The 17,534-nt window shown below is 53.4% G+C and carries 10 protein-coding genes; all 10 read right to left on the bottom strand.

Going from position 1 to position 17,534, the window contains the following annotated elements; translation table 11 throughout:
• Nucleotides 1-4 precede the first annotated feature (4 nt).
• Nucleotides 5-3,868: a helicase-related protein gene (locus tag IC234_RS10620; RefSeq protein ID WP_190924289.1), complete on the bottom strand. Its 3,864-nt coding sequence runs from the start codon at nt 3,866-3,868 to the stop codon at nt 5-7.
• Between the two features lie 15 nt (nt 3,869-3,883).
• Nucleotides 3,884-6,535, bottom strand: coding sequence for a hypothetical protein (locus tag IC234_RS10625; protein ID WP_190924291.1), 2,652 nt, complete (start codon nt 6,533-6,535; stop codon nt 3,884-3,886).
• Between the two features lie 58 nt (nt 6,536-6,593).
• A complete protein-coding gene (locus IC234_RS10630; protein WP_190924293.1) occupies nt 6,594-7,268 on the bottom strand; it encodes a hypothetical protein in 675 nt (224 codons plus the stop codon).
• A 71-nt stretch (nt 7,269-7,339) separates the two neighbouring features.
• Nucleotides 7,340-7,915, bottom strand: coding sequence for a hypothetical protein (locus IC234_RS10635; RefSeq protein WP_190924295.1), 576 nt, complete (start codon nt 7,913-7,915; stop codon nt 7,340-7,342).
• A gap of 10 nt (nt 7,916-7,925) precedes the next feature.
• Entirely contained in the window at nt 7,926-8,651 is a 726-nt protein-coding gene (locus IC234_RS10640; protein ID WP_190924298.1) for a type II TA system antitoxin MqsA family protein, read from the bottom strand.
• 4 nt (nt 8,652-8,655) lie between these two features.
• Nucleotides 8,656-9,000, bottom strand: coding sequence for a hypothetical protein (locus IC234_RS10645; RefSeq protein WP_190924300.1), 345 nt, complete (start codon nt 8,998-9,000; stop codon nt 8,656-8,658).
• A 142-nt stretch (nt 9,001-9,142) separates the two neighbouring features.
• Nucleotides 9,143-11,980, bottom strand: coding sequence for a type I restriction endonuclease subunit R (locus tag IC234_RS10650; RefSeq protein ID WP_223827604.1), 2,838 nt, complete (start codon nt 11,978-11,980; stop codon nt 9,143-9,145).
• Between the two features lie 209 nt (nt 11,981-12,189).
• Nucleotides 12,190-13,521, bottom strand: coding sequence for a restriction endonuclease subunit S (locus IC234_RS10655; RefSeq protein ID WP_190924303.1), 1,332 nt, complete (start codon nt 13,519-13,521; stop codon nt 12,190-12,192).
• A gap of 89 nt (nt 13,522-13,610) precedes the next feature.
• Nucleotides 13,611-15,794 (bottom strand): type I restriction-modification system subunit M, encoded by a 2,184-nt coding sequence (locus tag IC234_RS10660; RefSeq protein ID WP_190924305.1) that lies wholly within the window; start codon nt 15,792-15,794, stop codon nt 13,611-13,613.
• Nucleotides 15,795-15,878: 84 nt separating this feature from the next.
• Nucleotides 15,879-17,531, bottom strand: coding sequence for a hypothetical protein (locus IC234_RS10665; RefSeq protein WP_190924307.1), 1,653 nt, complete (start codon nt 17,529-17,531; stop codon nt 15,879-15,881).
• Nucleotides 17,532-17,534: the final 3 nt, after the last annotated feature.

The raw sequence follows: 17,534 nt of genomic DNA on the forward strand, positions 1-17,534 counted from the left end.
AGGGCTAGGCAGGATTCATTTGAATGATGGTAGTGGTATCTATTTCTCGCATGGAAGTCATCAACGCCCATGGTGAATCAGAATCCACCGGTTTGATAAGGCCGTCGCGATACGTCATAGCAGCGTTTTGGGCAGCTTGCTGCTGCCAGTCTAACACCAGGCTATCCAGCTGTTGCTGTGCGTGGGCTCGCTGTTCAGGCTCAGTTATGCGCTGGCTAAGGAAATCTCGGAGACCATCGGCCTGAGCGGGCGTGAACTGTCCAGCCTGTGCTTTGCCAGGGATGCCCCCAGCACGTTGCCGCACGTAAGCGACGAGTAAGGTACTGAGGGCCTTATCCAGGGTTACGTCGGTGTACGGCGTTACACTCAATGGCTCCACATAGCGGTAATAGGCTTGGTTGAACGCTACGTAGTTCTCGAAGTAAGACTTTTCTCTTGCCCGGTTGGGATTGAGTAGATTCACTACCAGCCCAGCCACTTTACGCGCAACTCGGCTCGATGCTTGGATATATTCGGCAACCACCTTCGGCTGGCCAACCATTAACATCAGGTTGAAGCGCTCAACGTCGATGCCGACCGACAGCATGTTGCTGGCCAGAACCAAGTCAACGGTCTCTAAGCGCGGAGTTAATTGGCGAGTTTCAGGGTCGTACTGCGGTTTTATTTCTGGAAATGAAACCTCAACCGCTTTGAGTGCATCTTTAATCCGAGCGCTATCGATGCGGCTTGTTAGTTCCCTAGTACGTTGTAACAAGCCTTGGTAAGCAAAACGATACTGCTGAGAATCCAGCCCGTAGCGCGCATGCAGAAGGCGTAGGTAATCGGCAACCTCAGCGCCTACCTGATTATAGCTCTTGCCTAGGTCCTTAAGATTGTTGAAATAAACAACCAGCGTCCAATAGTTATCCAAAAGTTTGGACCAGCCCGGTTGTTGCGCTAACTGTCGCAACAACAATGCTCGTTGTGCCAATAAGCCGGTTTGGACACGTACCTGTGTATCGGCTCCGGTCTTGCCTGTAGGCATAAAGCCAATATGGACTCGCCGGCCCGCCGTAACCTTTGCGAAGAAACTATCATCGTATCTTATTCCCGTTGGAGGGAACACCGCAACCTGCCTGCCTCCGTACAAAGCGGCAATTTGCTGCTCTGTGTTGCGGGTAGTTGCGGTCGAAGCTACAATCTTGGGGGCTATTCCGTCTCGGGTAGCCAGCAGCTCCACTGCCGCCTCAAACAAGCCAACCACTGAGCCCAGTGGGCCACTCAGCAAGTGGAGTTCGTCCTGAATGATGAGGTCAGGTGGTCGTTGTGGGGTGCGTCCATTCTGGTTTAGCCCAAAAAACCGGTACCCTTCTTCCCGGTGTGCCAGCTGTGCAAATTTGTCTACAGTAGCAAAAAGCAGGGTAGGGGGATTGCGATACAGCGAATCATCCACTACATCAATGGGGAGCATTGGGCTACCCCGAAAGAAGCACCGCTCATCGAGGCAGCGCACAGCAAAGCGCCCATTGTTGCCCCCTGTTACTTCAAAGCCGTGCACAGGTCGCCCAGTTGCATTGTGCATGCCAAATAAGCGCGAGCCGCACCATGGGCACGCCGATAAAGCAAACCGATTCTTATCTCTAGCACCTGCTAATCGAGTAGTGGGAGGATTCCGGTTGTTTGCCAGCGCTTGGTTCATTTCATTCTGGCAACTCATGGCGCTGTCGGGGCCTGGTTCCAATCGGTTGGGGGTGCTACTGCCGCCCACCCAAAGCCCAATAGAAATTCGCTCATTCCCAAGCCGTGCTTGGGGCAGCTTTAAACGGAGCATGTCTAAAGCGCAGATAAGGCGCGCTGCCCGTTCAAACTGTTGCGAGGCAAGCAGTCGCAACGTGTAACGCATGAGCACCGAGGTGCCACCACTTTGGGCCGGGTTCAAACGCCGTCGCCATGCTATAGTAAATGCCGCTAAAGCTAGGTAAGCTTCAGTCTTGCCACCTCCCGTTGGAAACCACAAAAGGTCTACTACTTCCCGCCGGTTGGCACAGGTAGGGTCCACAATAGCTTCCAGATTCAGCAATAAAAAGGCCAGTTGAAAAGGGCGGTACTGAAAAGGTGCGTGGCCATCTCCACTACGCCGGCCGGGATGGTTCTCAAACGAGTCCAACTCCCGGTATAGATTAACCGGTGCGCCGTCCGGCAGGGGCACATTAGGCTCTTTTTCGGTATTGCCCCACGTTGGGTCATCCGATACCACCATCTGCATGAGCATGGCTGTATTGGCCAATTGGAAGCAGCTCATGGCTTCCGGCTCATTGAGCAGCTTAATGTTGCGCACTAGCCGGTCATAGGTGTCCTGCTGTTTCTGGATAATTGGCTCCAACACATTGGCAAACGACATCGAGGTTGCGTCTCGTCGCTTCTCTTCTTCATGCGCTTCCGTAGCCTGAGCATCCAGCCATATCTTGTACTGACCAGCGAAATCCAACAACTCGGCAACGGTTTCTTCGGCTGTCAACTCGCTCCAAATTGATAGCCGTTTCAACTCGCACGTCCGAGCCATAGCTTGCTTTACGGCGTCCGTCAATTCATCACGGTCACGCAAGTCATTACTCATGCCGGGCACCGTTACTTGCGGCAGCCAGGTAGTAGCTAGCCATGTTGGCCGTGCTGGTGGCAACGCACCTTGGTCTATGCTCTCCCACTGCACCGCGCAGCTATGTCCTTGGCCGTAAGAATGCACGTCACGGTACAGGTAGCGAAGTGTGCGTGCTTCTTCGTCAAATGCTTGCTCGCTAATCGGCTGGTGGGACAAGAGTGTTGTCCCGGCTGGCACTCTTAAGCGCAGGGTTGTCTGGAAAAAGCAGAGCTCGTTGAGCGGCTGGCTCGAAGCCATTAATTTTTCTCCCTCGAAATAACTTGTGTTAGCTAGCAGCACCTTCACATAATTGCATGCCCCTCGTGGTAGCACTTTTGTATGCAGTTGCGCAGTAGCATGGCCCGGAAATCCATCTGCTGCTCCGAGCGGTATAGGCTCTCGCACGGCATCAGCCAAAACCAGTGTTTTGCTTAGCTGTACTTGATGCCGTTGCCAGCGCGGGTAGAAAAGCCGCTCAAATTGTGGTAGTGCTACCAGCTTTCGATTTTCTCGCCGAGCTCGTTTGAAAGTTTCAAGGTCAGCATAGTCGCCGGTGCGGCCAGCTCCTCGCTGTCCACTTACCGGCCGAGTCAAAGTGAGGTAATGATGTTCCTCATCGTAAGCCACCAGCTCACGCAAGCTGTCAGGAAAGCCATCCGCGGCAAACAGGTCATCAAGTACATTTCGGCCGCCTGGAAATGGAACTCTGAACTGTTCAGCACCCACCGTATTGGTTGGGTCGAGCATGATGTATACACCCAGTTCCAGTTCGACGGTTAGTTCATGCACTTCCGCAGCCACACAACACGTCAGACCCATATTATCAGGGAAAAACTGATTAGCCGCCGGGTATTCTACTGCGTTTTGAGTCCAGCTACGTTGCTCTTGCGTAGTGCTCGAGTTGTCGGTTAGCTCTTCAGACTTTTCTTCTGGCTCTTCACCATCGGCTGTTTCTTCGGCTGATTGTTGGTCTTCGACCTTTTGGTCATTCTCATCGGCCTCATCATCATTGCCATCTTCATCCTGTGTGTCAACACCCTCCATCTGGCTGGTGGTTGTTGCAGTCGGCCTTGGAAAAAGTACGCCCGAATAGTAGCGTCGCAGGGGGAGGTCTGCCAATTGCTCCCGATTTGGGTCAGTACCCGCTAATAGGTCGGTACCAGGGCCAATAAGAGTGTGGGACAGAAAGTCGCGAAACGAGTTGCGTGCTTCGTTGTCCTTAAGCAGTTCTGGTACAGTAGTAGTGGGCATAAGAAAAGATGAGTGCTAATTGTGGAACACGGGCCGTACTTCAAGCAACGTCCGTTCTCGAATGGCAGAATTATCGCGGAGTAGTAGGTATAGGTCTTCGCCCAGGTGCGCACGACACTGGCTGTCGTCACCGCTTAAGTGAGCCCCCAAAAGCGGACCGCTGACTTGGCGATTAACTCTGGCCACTTCCCGGTTGTGAAACCGCCGTGCTTGGTACACGGCATCCATACGACCACGTAGAGGGTTACTGGCCCCGAGCTTTTCTTCCGCCAGGTCATGCAAAGCCATTAGGTTTTGCCAGAGGCGCGGAAAACGAAAATTCTCGTCGGTAAGCCACTGCTCAAATCGAACAAACTTTACTGCCAGTCCCTTTTTCGTCAACACGTAGTAGAGCCGCTCCCAACTACCATAGTAGTGCTTGGCCAGCAGCATTCGCAAGGCGTTCCGCCACCATCCCCATGCTTCCTGCACAGCTTGGGCCTCGGCGGGAAACCGTTGGGATAAGTAGCGGCGTACTTGAGCCGGGTCGGTTTCGACTATTATTACTCGGTCACCTGACAGCAATTCGCCTGGCCGCCGCAGGAGCCAGTCTCCGTCTACACCTTGAGTCAAGACTCGAGTGCTAGGCGCCAAGCGCATTTCGGTGTTGTCGGTGAATATGAGTCGCAGTTGTAGCCGCTCATCTGCGACTCCTGGTTCTTCATCGGTCGGCCGTCTCTGTTTGCTGCTTAGTGAAGTGTTTAGCGTTGTGCGTTGAGCTTCTTCAATGTTCAACTTGCCAAATAATTCATCTAGAACAGAATAAATTACCGCTGCAGCCGCAGAATCTGACCCTGTAGTAGTGTCCGCAGTTGGCGTTGCCTTCACTATTTGTGCTGACTCAACCAGTTCTGGAAGCGTAATGTGTACTCCAAAATGAGGACGGTCGGGATGATGTAGTGCGTTTGCAACCCGACGGCGATGGTACAGCTCTACTTGTGCATAGCGAGCAGCTTCTAGGCCAGAGTAAGCCAGAACAATTACCCGCCCACGTGCACGCAACGCGCGTCGGTACATCATCAATTCATCTTCGCCCTGTTTGCCTATCCGTAGTGCTGGCAGTATCCACAGGGTAGTAGTTTGGTTCAGTTTCTCGTCACTCAGCTTCTCGCGCAGTTCTTTGCCGCTTACTACCAGCGGTGCTTTGCGAGTCGGCCAATCCGCTTTGAGAGCGGCTGCAGTGCTTTCAACTTCGCGGCTAGCTACCACCAATACTACCCGCCCATTATGATTTAAAGCCAACTCGCGTAACGCTGTATACTTAGCATTAGCGTGATGCAAGCAGTCTGCCACTTCAGTCAAACACTTTTTAAGGAGTTGCCGCGTGCTTACCATTTCGGCGGGCCTTAGAGTTAGCAATGCATCACGGTAAGGCCCATCATCCTCCAATAGCGCCTGAGCCCAAAGAAGTAGCCCGGCAGTTTGCCGCTCAATCTCACTTCCTTTGGTACCCATCGGAGGCAATGTCAGCCGCCACAGCAGCGGAAGCACATGCAGTAGCGCCCTTTGATTTACTCCGTATTCAATCTCCACAAGCTCTACGGCATCTTGTAGCGCTACAGTAGCTTGGTGCAACGAGTCGTTGTAAACTTCGTGTAGTTCTGGATAGCGCACCGGCTGCCCTTGCAACAGAGCCATTTCTTCAGGAGTCCACTCCCATACCCGAAATGGATGAGCCGCCCGCGGCGGCCGTGAGCCAACCAGCAGCAGGCTTTGATAATAGCCCCAGTTTCGGCCCATCCGAATGGCATCAAATAAGCCATTATCGTCACAGTACCGCTCATGGCCCATAATGAGCAGTTCCTCCACTGGCCCACCGCCTGGCACTCCGTGCATGTTGAACACTTGTGTTTTCAACCGCTCGTAGCTGCTGGCTGCTTCTACCATCGGTGGCACAGGCAGCTGCAGCGTCGGCCTACCCTGGCTCGACCAGCGGCGAAGCGGCATGGGTGCGGTGGCATGCAGGCGCTCAGTCAGTCGCCCATCGCAGAGTACCCCTAGCCGATGTGGGAATGCCGATACCCAGTCCTGAATTCGCAGCGTATCGCGGATAAAGCGGAAGTTGCCAGCCAAGCCTAGCCGGGTCTGCTTATGCGTGTACACGCCATCCAGCCCCAGGTGCTTGCATTCCTGCCGCGAAAGGAGCCGTACACCATTGCGCACGTTGCCACCGTAAAAAGTGGTAGCATTGCGTCCCCGGCGCTTCTCTGGGTCGAAGGTTTTTACTATCTGACCAGTAGCAGCATCTACTTCGTGTACTTCACGAAGTTCACTCTCACCCTCATTCTTTAACCGTAGCATCACATCACCTACGGCATAGCGAGTAGGTGCCTGAGAAGCTGCTATATAATTGGCCCGATACTTTAACAGCATGGCTCCGAGCAGCGCACCATCCAAAGCCAGTTCATCCAATAGCCGGTCAGGCAGCACAAGTAGGTAATCAACTCGTTCAGTCACGGGTTTGCCCTCATTGGCATCCAGTGCCTTGTGCAGCAGGTAAAGGGTTGCCAGTCCCAACCGCGACAAGTTCATGCTCCGCAACTCGTACCACTCTTCCAGTTCTCGGGCAAACAGTGCGCATAGCTCGTCGACATACGCCGACAGTTGCGCTGCTAATTCTTCGTGCATGAGGTAAGGACTCGCTCAGTTTATAAAAACAGATGATGCTTAAATGGCATTAAGCATCTTATGCCGAGTCAGCTCTGGCTGCTTCCTGTTTTTTAAACTTGCGGAGCTTTTCGAGTAGCTCCTCGCTTGGTCCTGCCTCTTGGCTTCCTAGGTAGAAATGGGTGTAGACATTGGTCGTGCCCTTGCCAAAGATGTTGAAATACAGTACATAGGTTTTGGAGTACGCATCGTTGAGCGAGTACGCATACACTGGCTCAAAGAATGTCAACCGTTGGTCCAGCTCGCGACGCACCACGCACTTGCAGTCGGCCACCGTACCGGCCCCGGTGCGTGTTTTACGTGTCAGGTACAGGTCTTCCAGCAACTCTACCTCAAACCACGACACAATGCGCTTCTTGCGACCATTGGTGTGCACGGTACCCGCCGAGATTTGAAAAAACAGCACTTCACCCCGCTTCATAATGCGGAGTGCCTCGAAATACTGCCCCTTTTTTTCCTCTGCCTTTTTTGTTAGAGAGGCGAAATAGGCAGCTCGCTCCTCATCTGCTTGACTTGGGTTCTCCAACTCAGCATATGGGATGTTCTGAGGGTCTTCAGGATAAAGGTCTTGGTCACTGTTAACAGTAACGACCACCTCGCTACCATTATGAAACACGAGCCGTTTGGCAACCCCTGTAACTTGGTCGCGGTGCCAGAAATGCCCGTTGTGAAACTCAGTAGAAATTACTTTCATAGGCCGGGTAGACAGAAAAAAGGAAGGATTATAGATAGCACATCATATTGTAACCACTCCAGCATGGATTGTTAATCCTTGGCTGGTTTACGTTTCGTGGTCACTCGTTTAGGCTTGGTTGATGCAGACGCGCGTTTTTTAGGTACCGCCGGTTCATCTCTAGCCTCCAGCTCCTGTAATGATTGTTGAAACAGTTCTTGCGGGCTGCGTAGGGGCAAAGCAAACCCGGCTAGTGGTGTCCCTGCAGTTTTGCCGAGCACCAGGCCGCGGGCAGTGGAATAGGCCACCCCGCCCAGCATTATCATCAAATCACGTATTGGGAAAGACCCTTCAAACTCTTTTGACGTGGTCGAGTATTCCTCTAGGTTTTCAACTTCAAACACAAAGCGCAGCTGGAATTGACCGGTGGCTCCGCTAGGGGCACCCGCTTCGTCGTACCCAGCGGCAGCCAGGGAAAGAGTATAGTAGATGCGCTTGGCTTCCATCTCAAAGCCAGGCTCGAGCAGCACACGGGTTAAGCCATGGGAAGCTGTGGCCGTGCCGCCATCAGTTGCGCCATTATCAATTAAGCATTGAATAAAACCTGCCTCAGCCATGCGAAACCGGCTCAGGTCAAATGAAAGTAAAGGAGCAGCAGGAGCTGACATGGAGGAGTGTTTAGGAGACTATCGGAAGATAGGAAGTTGATTTTTCAGCACGCGGGGCTTTGCCATAGATGACTGCCGCAGCCTGCCACCCAGGCAGAGCGGCAGGCTGCACCAAATCTGGTCCTGGCATGGCCCAAGCATCGGCAATGGCGGGCCGCTTAGCGGCCTGACGCTTGGCGCTACCCGAATGCACCCGCCCCACTGAGGGTGCATACATTGCCGAAACTGCAGCATGCCTCGGCCAATGGTGTATCGTTGTTATCTCACGTCCCAAAGCCGACACGTGAGTCAACTCCTGCAGCTTGCGAACCGTTTTGCTAGGTAAAGCAGCTAATCGCATTTGAAGCAACTTGCCAAGCATAGAGTGGTCGCAAAACATGCCCAGTAATAGTGCGTTTGACTCAGAAGGTAATTCCCCGCTCTCATACTGACGAAACTGATTTACCCCAAAGCCTAACAGCCGTGAGGCCTCGCGAGCGCTCAGGCCCAGTGCCTCGCGCCGTGCAGTCAACTGTTCCGCGGTGGGCACATGATTGTGCTCACGCCACTTTTGCTCCAATAATTCTAAGAAAAGCTCGTCCTGCTCATCTGTTGTGAATTGCTCACCGGTTTCGATGCAGCGGAACACTGGCACAGTTACCTGAATCTGCTGACCCCGCATTTCAAAGATGTCAGTTTTCTGAATCTCTTCGGCCATCCCATTAGCGAAAGGGCTAGGCATCGTTTTAGTTGCCATGATATTAAACAGTAAAGGCGCGTCGCAATGGCGACTTTTCGACCTCGTGAAAAGAAACACAAACCGGAGTCTGTGAAAAAGCTCCTATCTGCACTTTTATATAAAAATCGGTTTTCCCAATAAGTTGACCGAATACCCACAAATCGCCCTTGCCGGGTGGAGGATTATCCAGGTCATTGAATGGTCCCTGGCAGTAATCAAAGGGTGTTAGCCGCATTATGTAGCCTCGTCGGTCGCTTGGCCGAATGCCCATTTCATTCAGGCCCACCAGCGCCCGCCGGTTCTTGTTCTTGGCATCCTCTTTAAAGACAAGACCATAGGACTCAATTTTGGCGTGGAGCTGTTGCAAGAAAGCCCGAACCTCTTCGAATGAAGGAGGAGTGGAGGAGGACGGTTTAGTTGGCGGTATCAAAGCTACGATAATTACAGATAATGCAACTAAAAAGTTGCAAAAAAATTTACAGCGTCTTCAAGTATTATTCCACTAAAGCCTAACTAGCCCCTGTTCGCAGCTTTCTATACACCTCAGCAGCAATGTATTTAACCGCCACGCCGCGCAGCTTTCCGCTGCCCAGTACCCTGCTAAACACTTCCTCGTTACCCTCCATGCGCTCCAGAAAGAGTGATTCGAGCATTTTTTCGACTACTTGCGTGAAATCAGGGAGGTTATTGGCCTGAGCTACTTCACGCAGGCGGCTGCTGGCTACCGCTGTTTCGGCTACTTGCTCGAAAAACAGTTGGTCAGCCAGCGTAAACTCAGTTCCGAACCGCTCATTGAGCCGGTCAATCAGCTCCGAGAGGTTGACTACCTGTTCGCGCCGCTCGGCAGTGCCCACCGCGCCCGGCCCGTAGAGTGGGGTCGGTTCGCCCACCCCCAGCGGAATGCTGCCTTCGCTCACCTTTTCGAGGCGGTAGTATTTCAGCGCTACGTCGTCATCTGCGCGGTAGCGCGGGTCGCTGTCGCGGCGCGGCAGCTTCGTGAGTAGAAAACGGGCATACACGTGCAGCTTCTCCAGTCCCGAGTCCTGATAGGGGATAATCTGAGCCAGAAAGGTGTAGAGGTTGCGGAAGCTAACGAGGTTGCTCTTGAACAGCACTTGGTCGGCTGGTGGCAAGGCTTCAAACCGCGCTACTGCCTGGTCCAGCAGCGCATTTATGCGCTTGTGGTCCTGTGCTGAAGGTTCCAGTGGGCCGCGGCGGTACCATACTTCGCACAAGGCCGTTACCTCTTCAGGCTCCCACACGCGGGCCTCTTCCAGTCGATGCTGCAAGGCATACAGCTGATGCGGGTCGGGCTCATCACCTCGTTCGGTGGTTTCGTAGTAGGGCTTGAAGGCATTGAAAATCTCCTCCCGCTCATTCACAAAGTCGAGCACGAAAGTGTCCGTTTTGCCGTGCGCCGTGCGGTTGAGCCGGCTTAGCGTCTGCACGGCCTGGATGCCGGCCAAGCGCTTGTCCACATACATTGTATGCAGCAATGGCTGGTCGAAACCAGTCTGATACTTATCAGCTACCAGTAGTACTTGGTAGTCATCCGACGCAAAACGGTCGGGCAACTCGCTTTCCCGCAGGCCGTCATTCATGCCCGGCTCGGTGTAGCGGCTCCCCGCTAGGTCAGGGTCTTCCACAGTGCCTGAGAAGGCAACCAGCGAGCGAATATTAGTGTAGCCATTTTCTTTCACGTAGGCGTCGAAAGCCAGCTTGTAGCGCACAGCGTGCAGGCGCGAGCTGGTGACCACCATGGCCTTGGCCCGGCCTCCGATGCGGTGAATGACATAGCGCTTGAAGTGCTCCACTATCACTTCTACCTTTTGGGCAATGTTGTAGGGGTGCAGGCTCATGAAGCGGGCCAGACCCAGCGCCGCTTCCCGCCGGGGCAGCTCGGGGTCGTCCTGCGTGCGCTTCACCAGACCGTAATAGGTCTGGTACGTGGTATAGTTGGCCAACACGTCCAGAATGAAGCCTTCCTCAATGGCTTGCTTCATCGAGTAGTGGTGAAACGGGGCTTTTCCATTGGGGCCCGGTTCATCAAACACGGCCAGAGTCCGGAACTTGGGCGTGGCCGTGAATGCGAAGTAACTGATGTTGGGCTGGCGCGGCCGTCGCATTAGGTCGCGCAGCAGTGCCTGCCGGGCTTCCTCGCTTAGCTCATCTTCGTCTAAGTCGAGTAGCTGGCCGGCCAGAGCTGCTTCGATGCCGTCCTGGTTCAGAATCTTGCGTAGCTCCTGTGCGGCCTCGCCACTCTGGCTGCTGTGGGCCTCGTCCACAATCACGGCGAAGCGTCGCCCCGCCGTCTGAATACGGACAGCCGGTCCCTTCTTTGCCAGGGTATTGAGTGCCTGCGCGATGTAGGGGAACTTCTGGATGGTGCTGATAATGACGGGCACGCCCCCAGCCAACGCCTTGGCCAGCTGCTGCGTGTCCTCATCAATCTTCTGTACCACGCCCTGTTTGTGCTCAAACTGATAAATGGCGTCCTGCAGCTGCCGGTCCAGCACCCGCCGGTCGGTTATCACCACCACCGTGTCAAAGACTCGTTCGTCCTGCGCATCGTGCAGGCTGGCCAGCCGGTGAGCAAGCCAGGCAATGGAGTTACTCTTGCCCGAGCCTGCCGAGTGCTGCACCAGGTAGTGCCGGCCCGCGCCTTGGTCGCGAGCCGCCGTTACCAGGGCCCGCACGGCTTGCAGCTGGTGGTAGCGCGGAAATATCAGGGTTTCCCGCCGCACGATGCGCACTACCTCGTCGGCACCGCGCACCTGGTGTTCGGTAGTTTGAATGTGAGCAAAGCGGGCAATGATGTCCATCATCGAGTCGCGCTGCAGCACTTCGTTCCACAGGTAGGCAGTGCGGTAGTCGCCATCGGCCGACGGTGGGTTGCCGGCCCCGTTGCGGTAGCCTTTGTTGAAGGGGAGGAAGTATGTGTCGGCGCCGGCCAGCCGAGTGGTCATCCACGCTTGGTCCGGGTCGAGGGCAAAGTGAACCAGCGCCCCCGACTTAAACCGAAACAGCGCATCCTGCGGATTGCGGTCGGTGCGGTACTGGTGTTGGGCGTGCTGGTAGTTCTGGCCACTCAGCGGGTTCTTCAGTTCCATGGTGGCCACCGGCAGACCATTGAGGGCCAGCACCACGTCCACGCTCTGGCCTGGCCGGCCCGGACTTGCATGTACTTGCCGATGCAGGCGCAGGCGGCTGAAGGCGTAGTGCTTCTGTGCATCCGGATTCAGCTGCGTATTGGGCTTGAAAAAGGCCAGCCGCAGGGTTTTGCCGTAGCACTTGAAGCCTTGGCGCAGCACGTACAGCAGCCCTTTCGCTTCTAGCTCCTTGCCCAAAGCATCCAGTACTACGGTAGACCGGGTATCACCCAGCAGTCTGCCCAGATACTCCCACCGGGGAACCTGACTCTTGGCTAGAAAATCGAGCACATCCTCCGGGAACATTCCCCGCTCAGCGTCGAAAGCGGTGGTACCCGCCTCGTAGCCTCCGCCATCGTGCACGAGAGCTTGCTCGATAGCTGTTTCGAAACTTATTTCCCGGTGTATCATGCCGCCTCGGCCGTTACGGCGGCGCGCACGTCTATTTGGCCAGTTACTGCGGCGGTGATGAGGGCGGTACGGTACTCTCTAAGCCATTTAATAGTTTGAACCGCTGTTTCTCTTGCCTTTGTTATTTGCCTGTCTGCTACTTGTAAAAATTGTACAATAGCCTCCTGCTCCTGTTTAGGAGGGAGTAGTATTGTTAACTGCTTGGTCTTTTCCTGGTTTAAAATTCCGATTGTGCTTGCATTGGACATTAATTTTATTTCGCTGTTACTAGCAATTAAAAAGTATGCTAGAAAGTAGCTACTTAATTCTGCAATGGGTACTACAGCATTTATTTGTTGGTTTGCTGAACAAGAGTTTTCGCTAACGCTTACTTTTCCAAGCGTAGCTCCAATGCCAACTAGCATTACACTATCGGCCGGAAACAACACAGCATCACCGGAGGCAAATGCAGCAGTTGAGAGTTTTTTAGCCCCTGGTTTAAGTGGTAATGCTCCGTCAAAATCACCTGGAGTATACCAGCTTACACCTTCATTTTCAAAATAATCAGGGCCATCAGAGGATGGGGTACCTCCTGTTTTTACTTTTTTGTTTAAATAGCGTAATCGTTTCTCCTCCCAGTGTGCTGGCACCTCACCCAGCCATGCCACCTCCGATTGACGCTTTGGCGCATTGGCATTCAACCCCTGAGTTACAGCCTGAGTGATGAGAGCCGTTCGCTTTTCTGTCAGCAATGCCAATAAGCATTTCTGGCGGGTTAGTAAAGCATCTATGTGTGCCGTTTTTTCGTCTAGAAACACAGAAATTAAGTTTTGTTCGGCTATTGACGGATACATCATGGGCAAACTCATAATGTCGGAAGCATTTGTTGCAGGGTAGCTAACCCCTGTGGAGACGGCAACAACTTGCGATACAAAAAACTCTGATTTGCAGAAGTATCCTAGAAATTCAGGCGCTAATTCTTCCCCTGGCCTAATCACGGCAAATCCGGTTGATACAATTAAGTTTTCCGGTGGATTCTTAATTGTCGCGACGGCCTTTAGGTAAGTTCTAACTGTCGAAACTATTGTGTCGCCATTCTGTACACGCCGACGTGCCCGTGAAGGTGCTACATCAAAAATAAATTTGTCAGTTGCTGTTATACCGTCAATTAAATTGACACTAGAGATGTCAACGTATTCGACTTCCTGTAATGGGTTGGTATCTTCGGGCAACACATCGTCATTACAGGTTGCCAAAAATTGCAGTCGTTTTATTTTCCAGTGCGAGGGCACCACTGGCACCCAGGGCAATCCAGTTTCCCTTGTTTCTTGGTAGGAGGGGTAATTCATAAACTCGGTAAGTGCTGCCGTAAATGATTTTGTCTGTTCCTCCTTATTTGCTTTTAATCAGAGCGTAGCCAAAGGAGTACTGTTTGTTTTTACACCATTTCACGTAGCAGTCCCAATATCTCCATTTCCAGACCTTTGATGTCGCCTTCAATATTTGGCAGTGGCCGGGGAGGCGCATAAGAGTAGAAGTGGCGGGTCAATGGGATTTCATAACCAAGCTTGGTCTTGGTATAATCAACCCAAGCATCAGGCCAATGCGGTATTACTTCACGCTCGAAGTAAGCTTCACAGTGAGACTGTGCCAGATGCAGCAGGTCGGTTGGGTCAGCATCCTTCGCATAATCAAACGGCAGCTTAGCCGGCAGGCCAGCGGGTAATGTCACCAGTTCGGAATCGCGCAATTCGGCATCGGCCACGGGTGCCCCGTTGCGGCTGCGAATGATATCGGCTTTTGGGTCGCGTTGCGAAAGGCCGGCCACAAGCACCTTCTTTTCTGAAAGGTCCAGCTTAATCTTTTTCTTTTTGTCCGCATGCATGCGACCAACAACTGCGTCCAACTCAGCCTCAAAGTCAGCTTGATTACGGAATATCCGCCCATCTTCGAAGCTTTCTAGCACCCTTAGTAAGTACTCTTGATGTAGCTGGCCATGAAACACTTCTTCATCGTGGGCATGAGTTCCAGGTTTCTTCTTGCTTGTCGCCAGCTTCTTAAACTCATTATGCTCTTTCAATTGGGCTATTCGCTCCTCGTTTACCTGGAAGTTGAGGCGTAGCGGCCGTTCCACCGTCAGCCGCAGATAGCCAAACTCGTGGTTGTCGAATATTTTGCTGCACACCCGCTCCTTGCCGTCCACCATTGCGGTGCCACCATCCTTGTTTTCGGCATACAAGCGCGTAATTTCCGCCAGCTGATTGGGCCGCCCCTCTGTGCCGTCGCCAATTTCATTGCGCTTGCTGCCCAGGCTCTTCTTCATCTTCACGTATTGCCCAGTTGCATCAATGAGCTGCACTTTTCCCTGGCGCACGGCTGGCTTGCGGTTACTCACCAGCCAGATGTAGGTATATATGCCCGTGTTGTAAAACAGCTGGTCGGGGAGAGCCACCACGGCATCGAGCCAGTCATTCTCGATTATCCAGCGGCGCGTATTGCTTTCACCCGAGCCCGGTTCCCCCGCAAACAGCGGCGAGCCGTTGAACACCACGGCGATTTTTGAGCCTGGTCCCCCCGCATCAGGGCCAGGGTGCCGCTTGCTCAGCATGTGCAGCAGGAACAGCAGCGCCCCATCAGAAATACGTGGCAGTCCTGGCCCGAAACGGCCCGAGAATCCTAGCTTCTGGTATTCTGCTTCCACCGTCTCTTTCTCGGGCTTCCACTCCACACCAAAAGGCGGGTTGGCCAGCATGTAATGAAACAACTGGTCGGCCAACAAGTCGCCGCCGCCCTTCTTCGTGCCCAGCGTGTTGCCGAACTTGATGTTGTCCACCGGCTCATCTTTGATAAGCAGGTCCGAGCAGCAAATAGCGTATGATTCCTCGTTGTATTCCTGGCCAAACAAGGTCAGTTCCGCATCCGGGTTCTGCGCCTTAATGTGCTCCTCCGATATAGAAAGCATCCCGCCAGTACCGCAGGTAGGGTCATAAATGGTGCGGGCAATGCCACGGCGGTATAGTTCTTCGTCACCGGTATACGCCAAGTCTGCAATCAGGCGAATTACCTCGCGGGGCGTGAAATGGTCCCCCGCTTCCTCGTTGGCCTGCTCATTAAAGCGCCGCACTAACTCCTCAAACAACTGCCCCATATCGGCATTGTCAAGCGTCGACGGATGAAGGTCAATGTTCGCAAATTCCTTGATGATGAGATACAGCCGGTCCTTCTTATCCAGTTCCTCAATCTCTAACTCAAACTTGAACATCTCGAAAATCTCGCGCACCTTGGGCGAGAAGCCCTGAATGTAGTTGGTCAGGTTGGCAGCAATATTCTCCGGGTCATCCAGCAGTTTCCGGAACGTAAACGGGCTCACATTATACAGTGGGGCCTGCTTTCGCGAAGGGTCAGCCACGCGGGCCAGTACCGGCCGCATCGCCGGCTCTGACATGCTCTTGGCGGTCAGGCGTGCAAACTCCGCCAGTACGGCGTCCTTGGTAGGCTCCAGCACGCAGTCGAGGCGGCGCAGTACCGTGAGCGGCAACATCACCTTGCGGTATTGGGGTGGGCGGTAAGGTCCCCGCAGCTTGTTGGCTACGGTAAAAATGAAATTGGCTATGTCGGACATGGGTACTTCTCGGCTCAGGTATGGCCGGTTATGGCTGGTAGTCGGATGGGATGGGTTGGGAGGAGCGCTGCTGGTAAGTGCTTTTTATTCCGAAGGCGAACCGTCCGGAGCAGGAAACTCGATTGAGGGTGCCTCAGCTTCACGGCTCACCTGTTGAGTTATGTCAGCTAGTGAGGTTTTGCGTCCCCTTAGTGAGCCAGCGGCCGGCGCTTTAGCTCTCGGGGCTGCGGCCTTTGAGCCGTCCTTAGGTGCAGCCGCTTTGCGGCCCCCCTTGGCCGTAGACTTGCTGGCTATTGGCTCAGTTGCTTGATAACTGGCAGCTTCGTGAGTTATGCTAGTTTCGTTTTGTGGACTAACGGGTACTGCACTAGATGCCGGCTTTTCATCAGTCATCCATGGCAGCTGTTGTGGGGCGAATAGGTCAGGAGCCTTCGGCTTTTGCGGAGCAACTTGTAACTCAACAGTTACAGCAGGCTCATCGGGCCGAATTTCTGCAGGTCGGGGCGCAGGCGTGGTATTCGGCACTTTGAAGGTGATAGGTGCTTTAACAGCCGTATCGGGCTTGGAATCAATGTTATTGACTCGGGTAAGTTTTCGCCCGTTATCCTGGAATAAGGGGATTTGCATTACCTCGTAGTAAGCCCCTGAAATCTTATCAAAAGTTAAAAATCCTCCTAATAGCTGTAGGGCAACCCTTGTTTCGGATGGATAATGGTCGGCCGTTCGACGAATTACCTCCAGCAAAGTTCTACTAAACTGATATTCCTCAGTGGCAAACTCTTGTCGAAGTTTCAGATAAAGGAAGGCGCTTAAGTACTTCCGCAGTCCATTACTTGGGTCAGTTAATGACTGACGCAACTTCTCGGCCCACTCAACTTGTAAAAGCAGTTGGGTTACTTTTTCACGAGCAGAAGCCACTTTGTTGGCTTCCAGTGCTCTGTAAAATCCCGTCGCTTCAAAGCCGTTATCGTGTCCTCGGTTACCATCGCGCCCGCTTAGGCTGCGATAGAACACTACACATAGGTCATATAAGTAGCCGTAATCGTTTTTGGGGAAGGGCTCATACCGGTCATAGGTAATAAGATGCACCCAGAACGAGTCGTCCGATTGAATTTCGCGTCGCCCGAGCCGTATTGCAACAGCCTTCGCTACATCTTGTAATAGCTCTTCATCAAGACGCTCATCGGGGAACCCGGCAATTTCTAGAAGTGCTTCGCTTCCCAACCGGGTCTCGGACGTCAATAACCGTTGGTCGGCCTGTTCTGCCACAGACTCAAACACCGCGGGTTGACGCTTAATGCGAGGGTCTAAACGGGACGCCAGCAGTTGTCCGGCTTGTGTAGTAAGTGGATATAGACGCCGGACGTGCGCAATGTTCAGCCTGATATTTCCGCTCGCAGTAGGCTGCTTATTCAACTCCGCAGCCAAGGTGTCAAAAGCTGCTTGGGCCACTGAGCTAAGTTGTGGATAGTGTGCACCCATACTAGGGGCACTGGCTATTTGTAGAGAAGCCTTGCTCTGCTCTGGCAATTCAATGTCCAACAGAACTACCTCATCAGCTGTACTAAAGGCTGGCATTTTAGCCAGTAGGTTTGCCTTTGGTACATCAGGGTGCCCTGTGGTTGAGTCCCTTTCATAAGGGACCCACTCGTCGGAGCTGACCTCAATGAAGCCAAATTGATACAGCAGGTTAAAGCGAAGCCTATATATAGGCAGAAGGGCGCGTTGAGCAGCCATAGA

Source organism: Hymenobacter armeniacus, assembly GCF_014699055.1.
GTDB classification, from domain to species: domain Bacteria; phylum Bacteroidota; class Bacteroidia; order Cytophagales; family Hymenobacteraceae; genus Hymenobacter; species Hymenobacter armeniacus.

Coding starts and splice junctions, on each gene's coding strand:
- IC234_RS10625 (WP_190924291.1), bottom strand. CDS start 6,535: ATGCACGAAGAATTAGCAGCGCAACTGTCGGCGTATGTCGACGAGCTA.
- IC234_RS10655 (WP_190924303.1), bottom strand. CDS start 13,521: ATGAATTACCCCTCCTACCAAGAAACAAGGGAAACTGGATTGCCCTGG.
- IC234_RS10660 (WP_190924305.1), bottom strand. CDS start 15,794: ATGTCCGACATAGCCAATTTCATTTTTACCGTAGCCAACAAGCTGCGG.
- IC234_RS10630 (WP_190924293.1), bottom strand. CDS start 7,268: ATGAAAGTAATTTCTACTGAGTTTCACAACGGGCATTTCTGGCACCGC.
- IC234_RS10635 (WP_190924295.1), bottom strand. CDS start 7,915: ATGTCAGCTCCTGCTGCTCCTTTACTTTCATTTGACCTGAGCCGGTTT.
- IC234_RS10620 (WP_190924289.1), bottom strand. CDS start 3,868: ATGCCCACTACTACTGTACCAGAACTGCTTAAGGACAACGAAGCACGC.
- IC234_RS10640 (WP_190924298.1), bottom strand. CDS start 8,651: ATGGCAACTAAAACGATGCCTAGCCCTTTCGCTAATGGGATGGCCGAA.
- IC234_RS10665 (WP_190924307.1), bottom strand. CDS start 17,531: ATGGCTGCTCAACGCGCCCTTCTGCCTATATATAGGCTTCGCTTTAAC.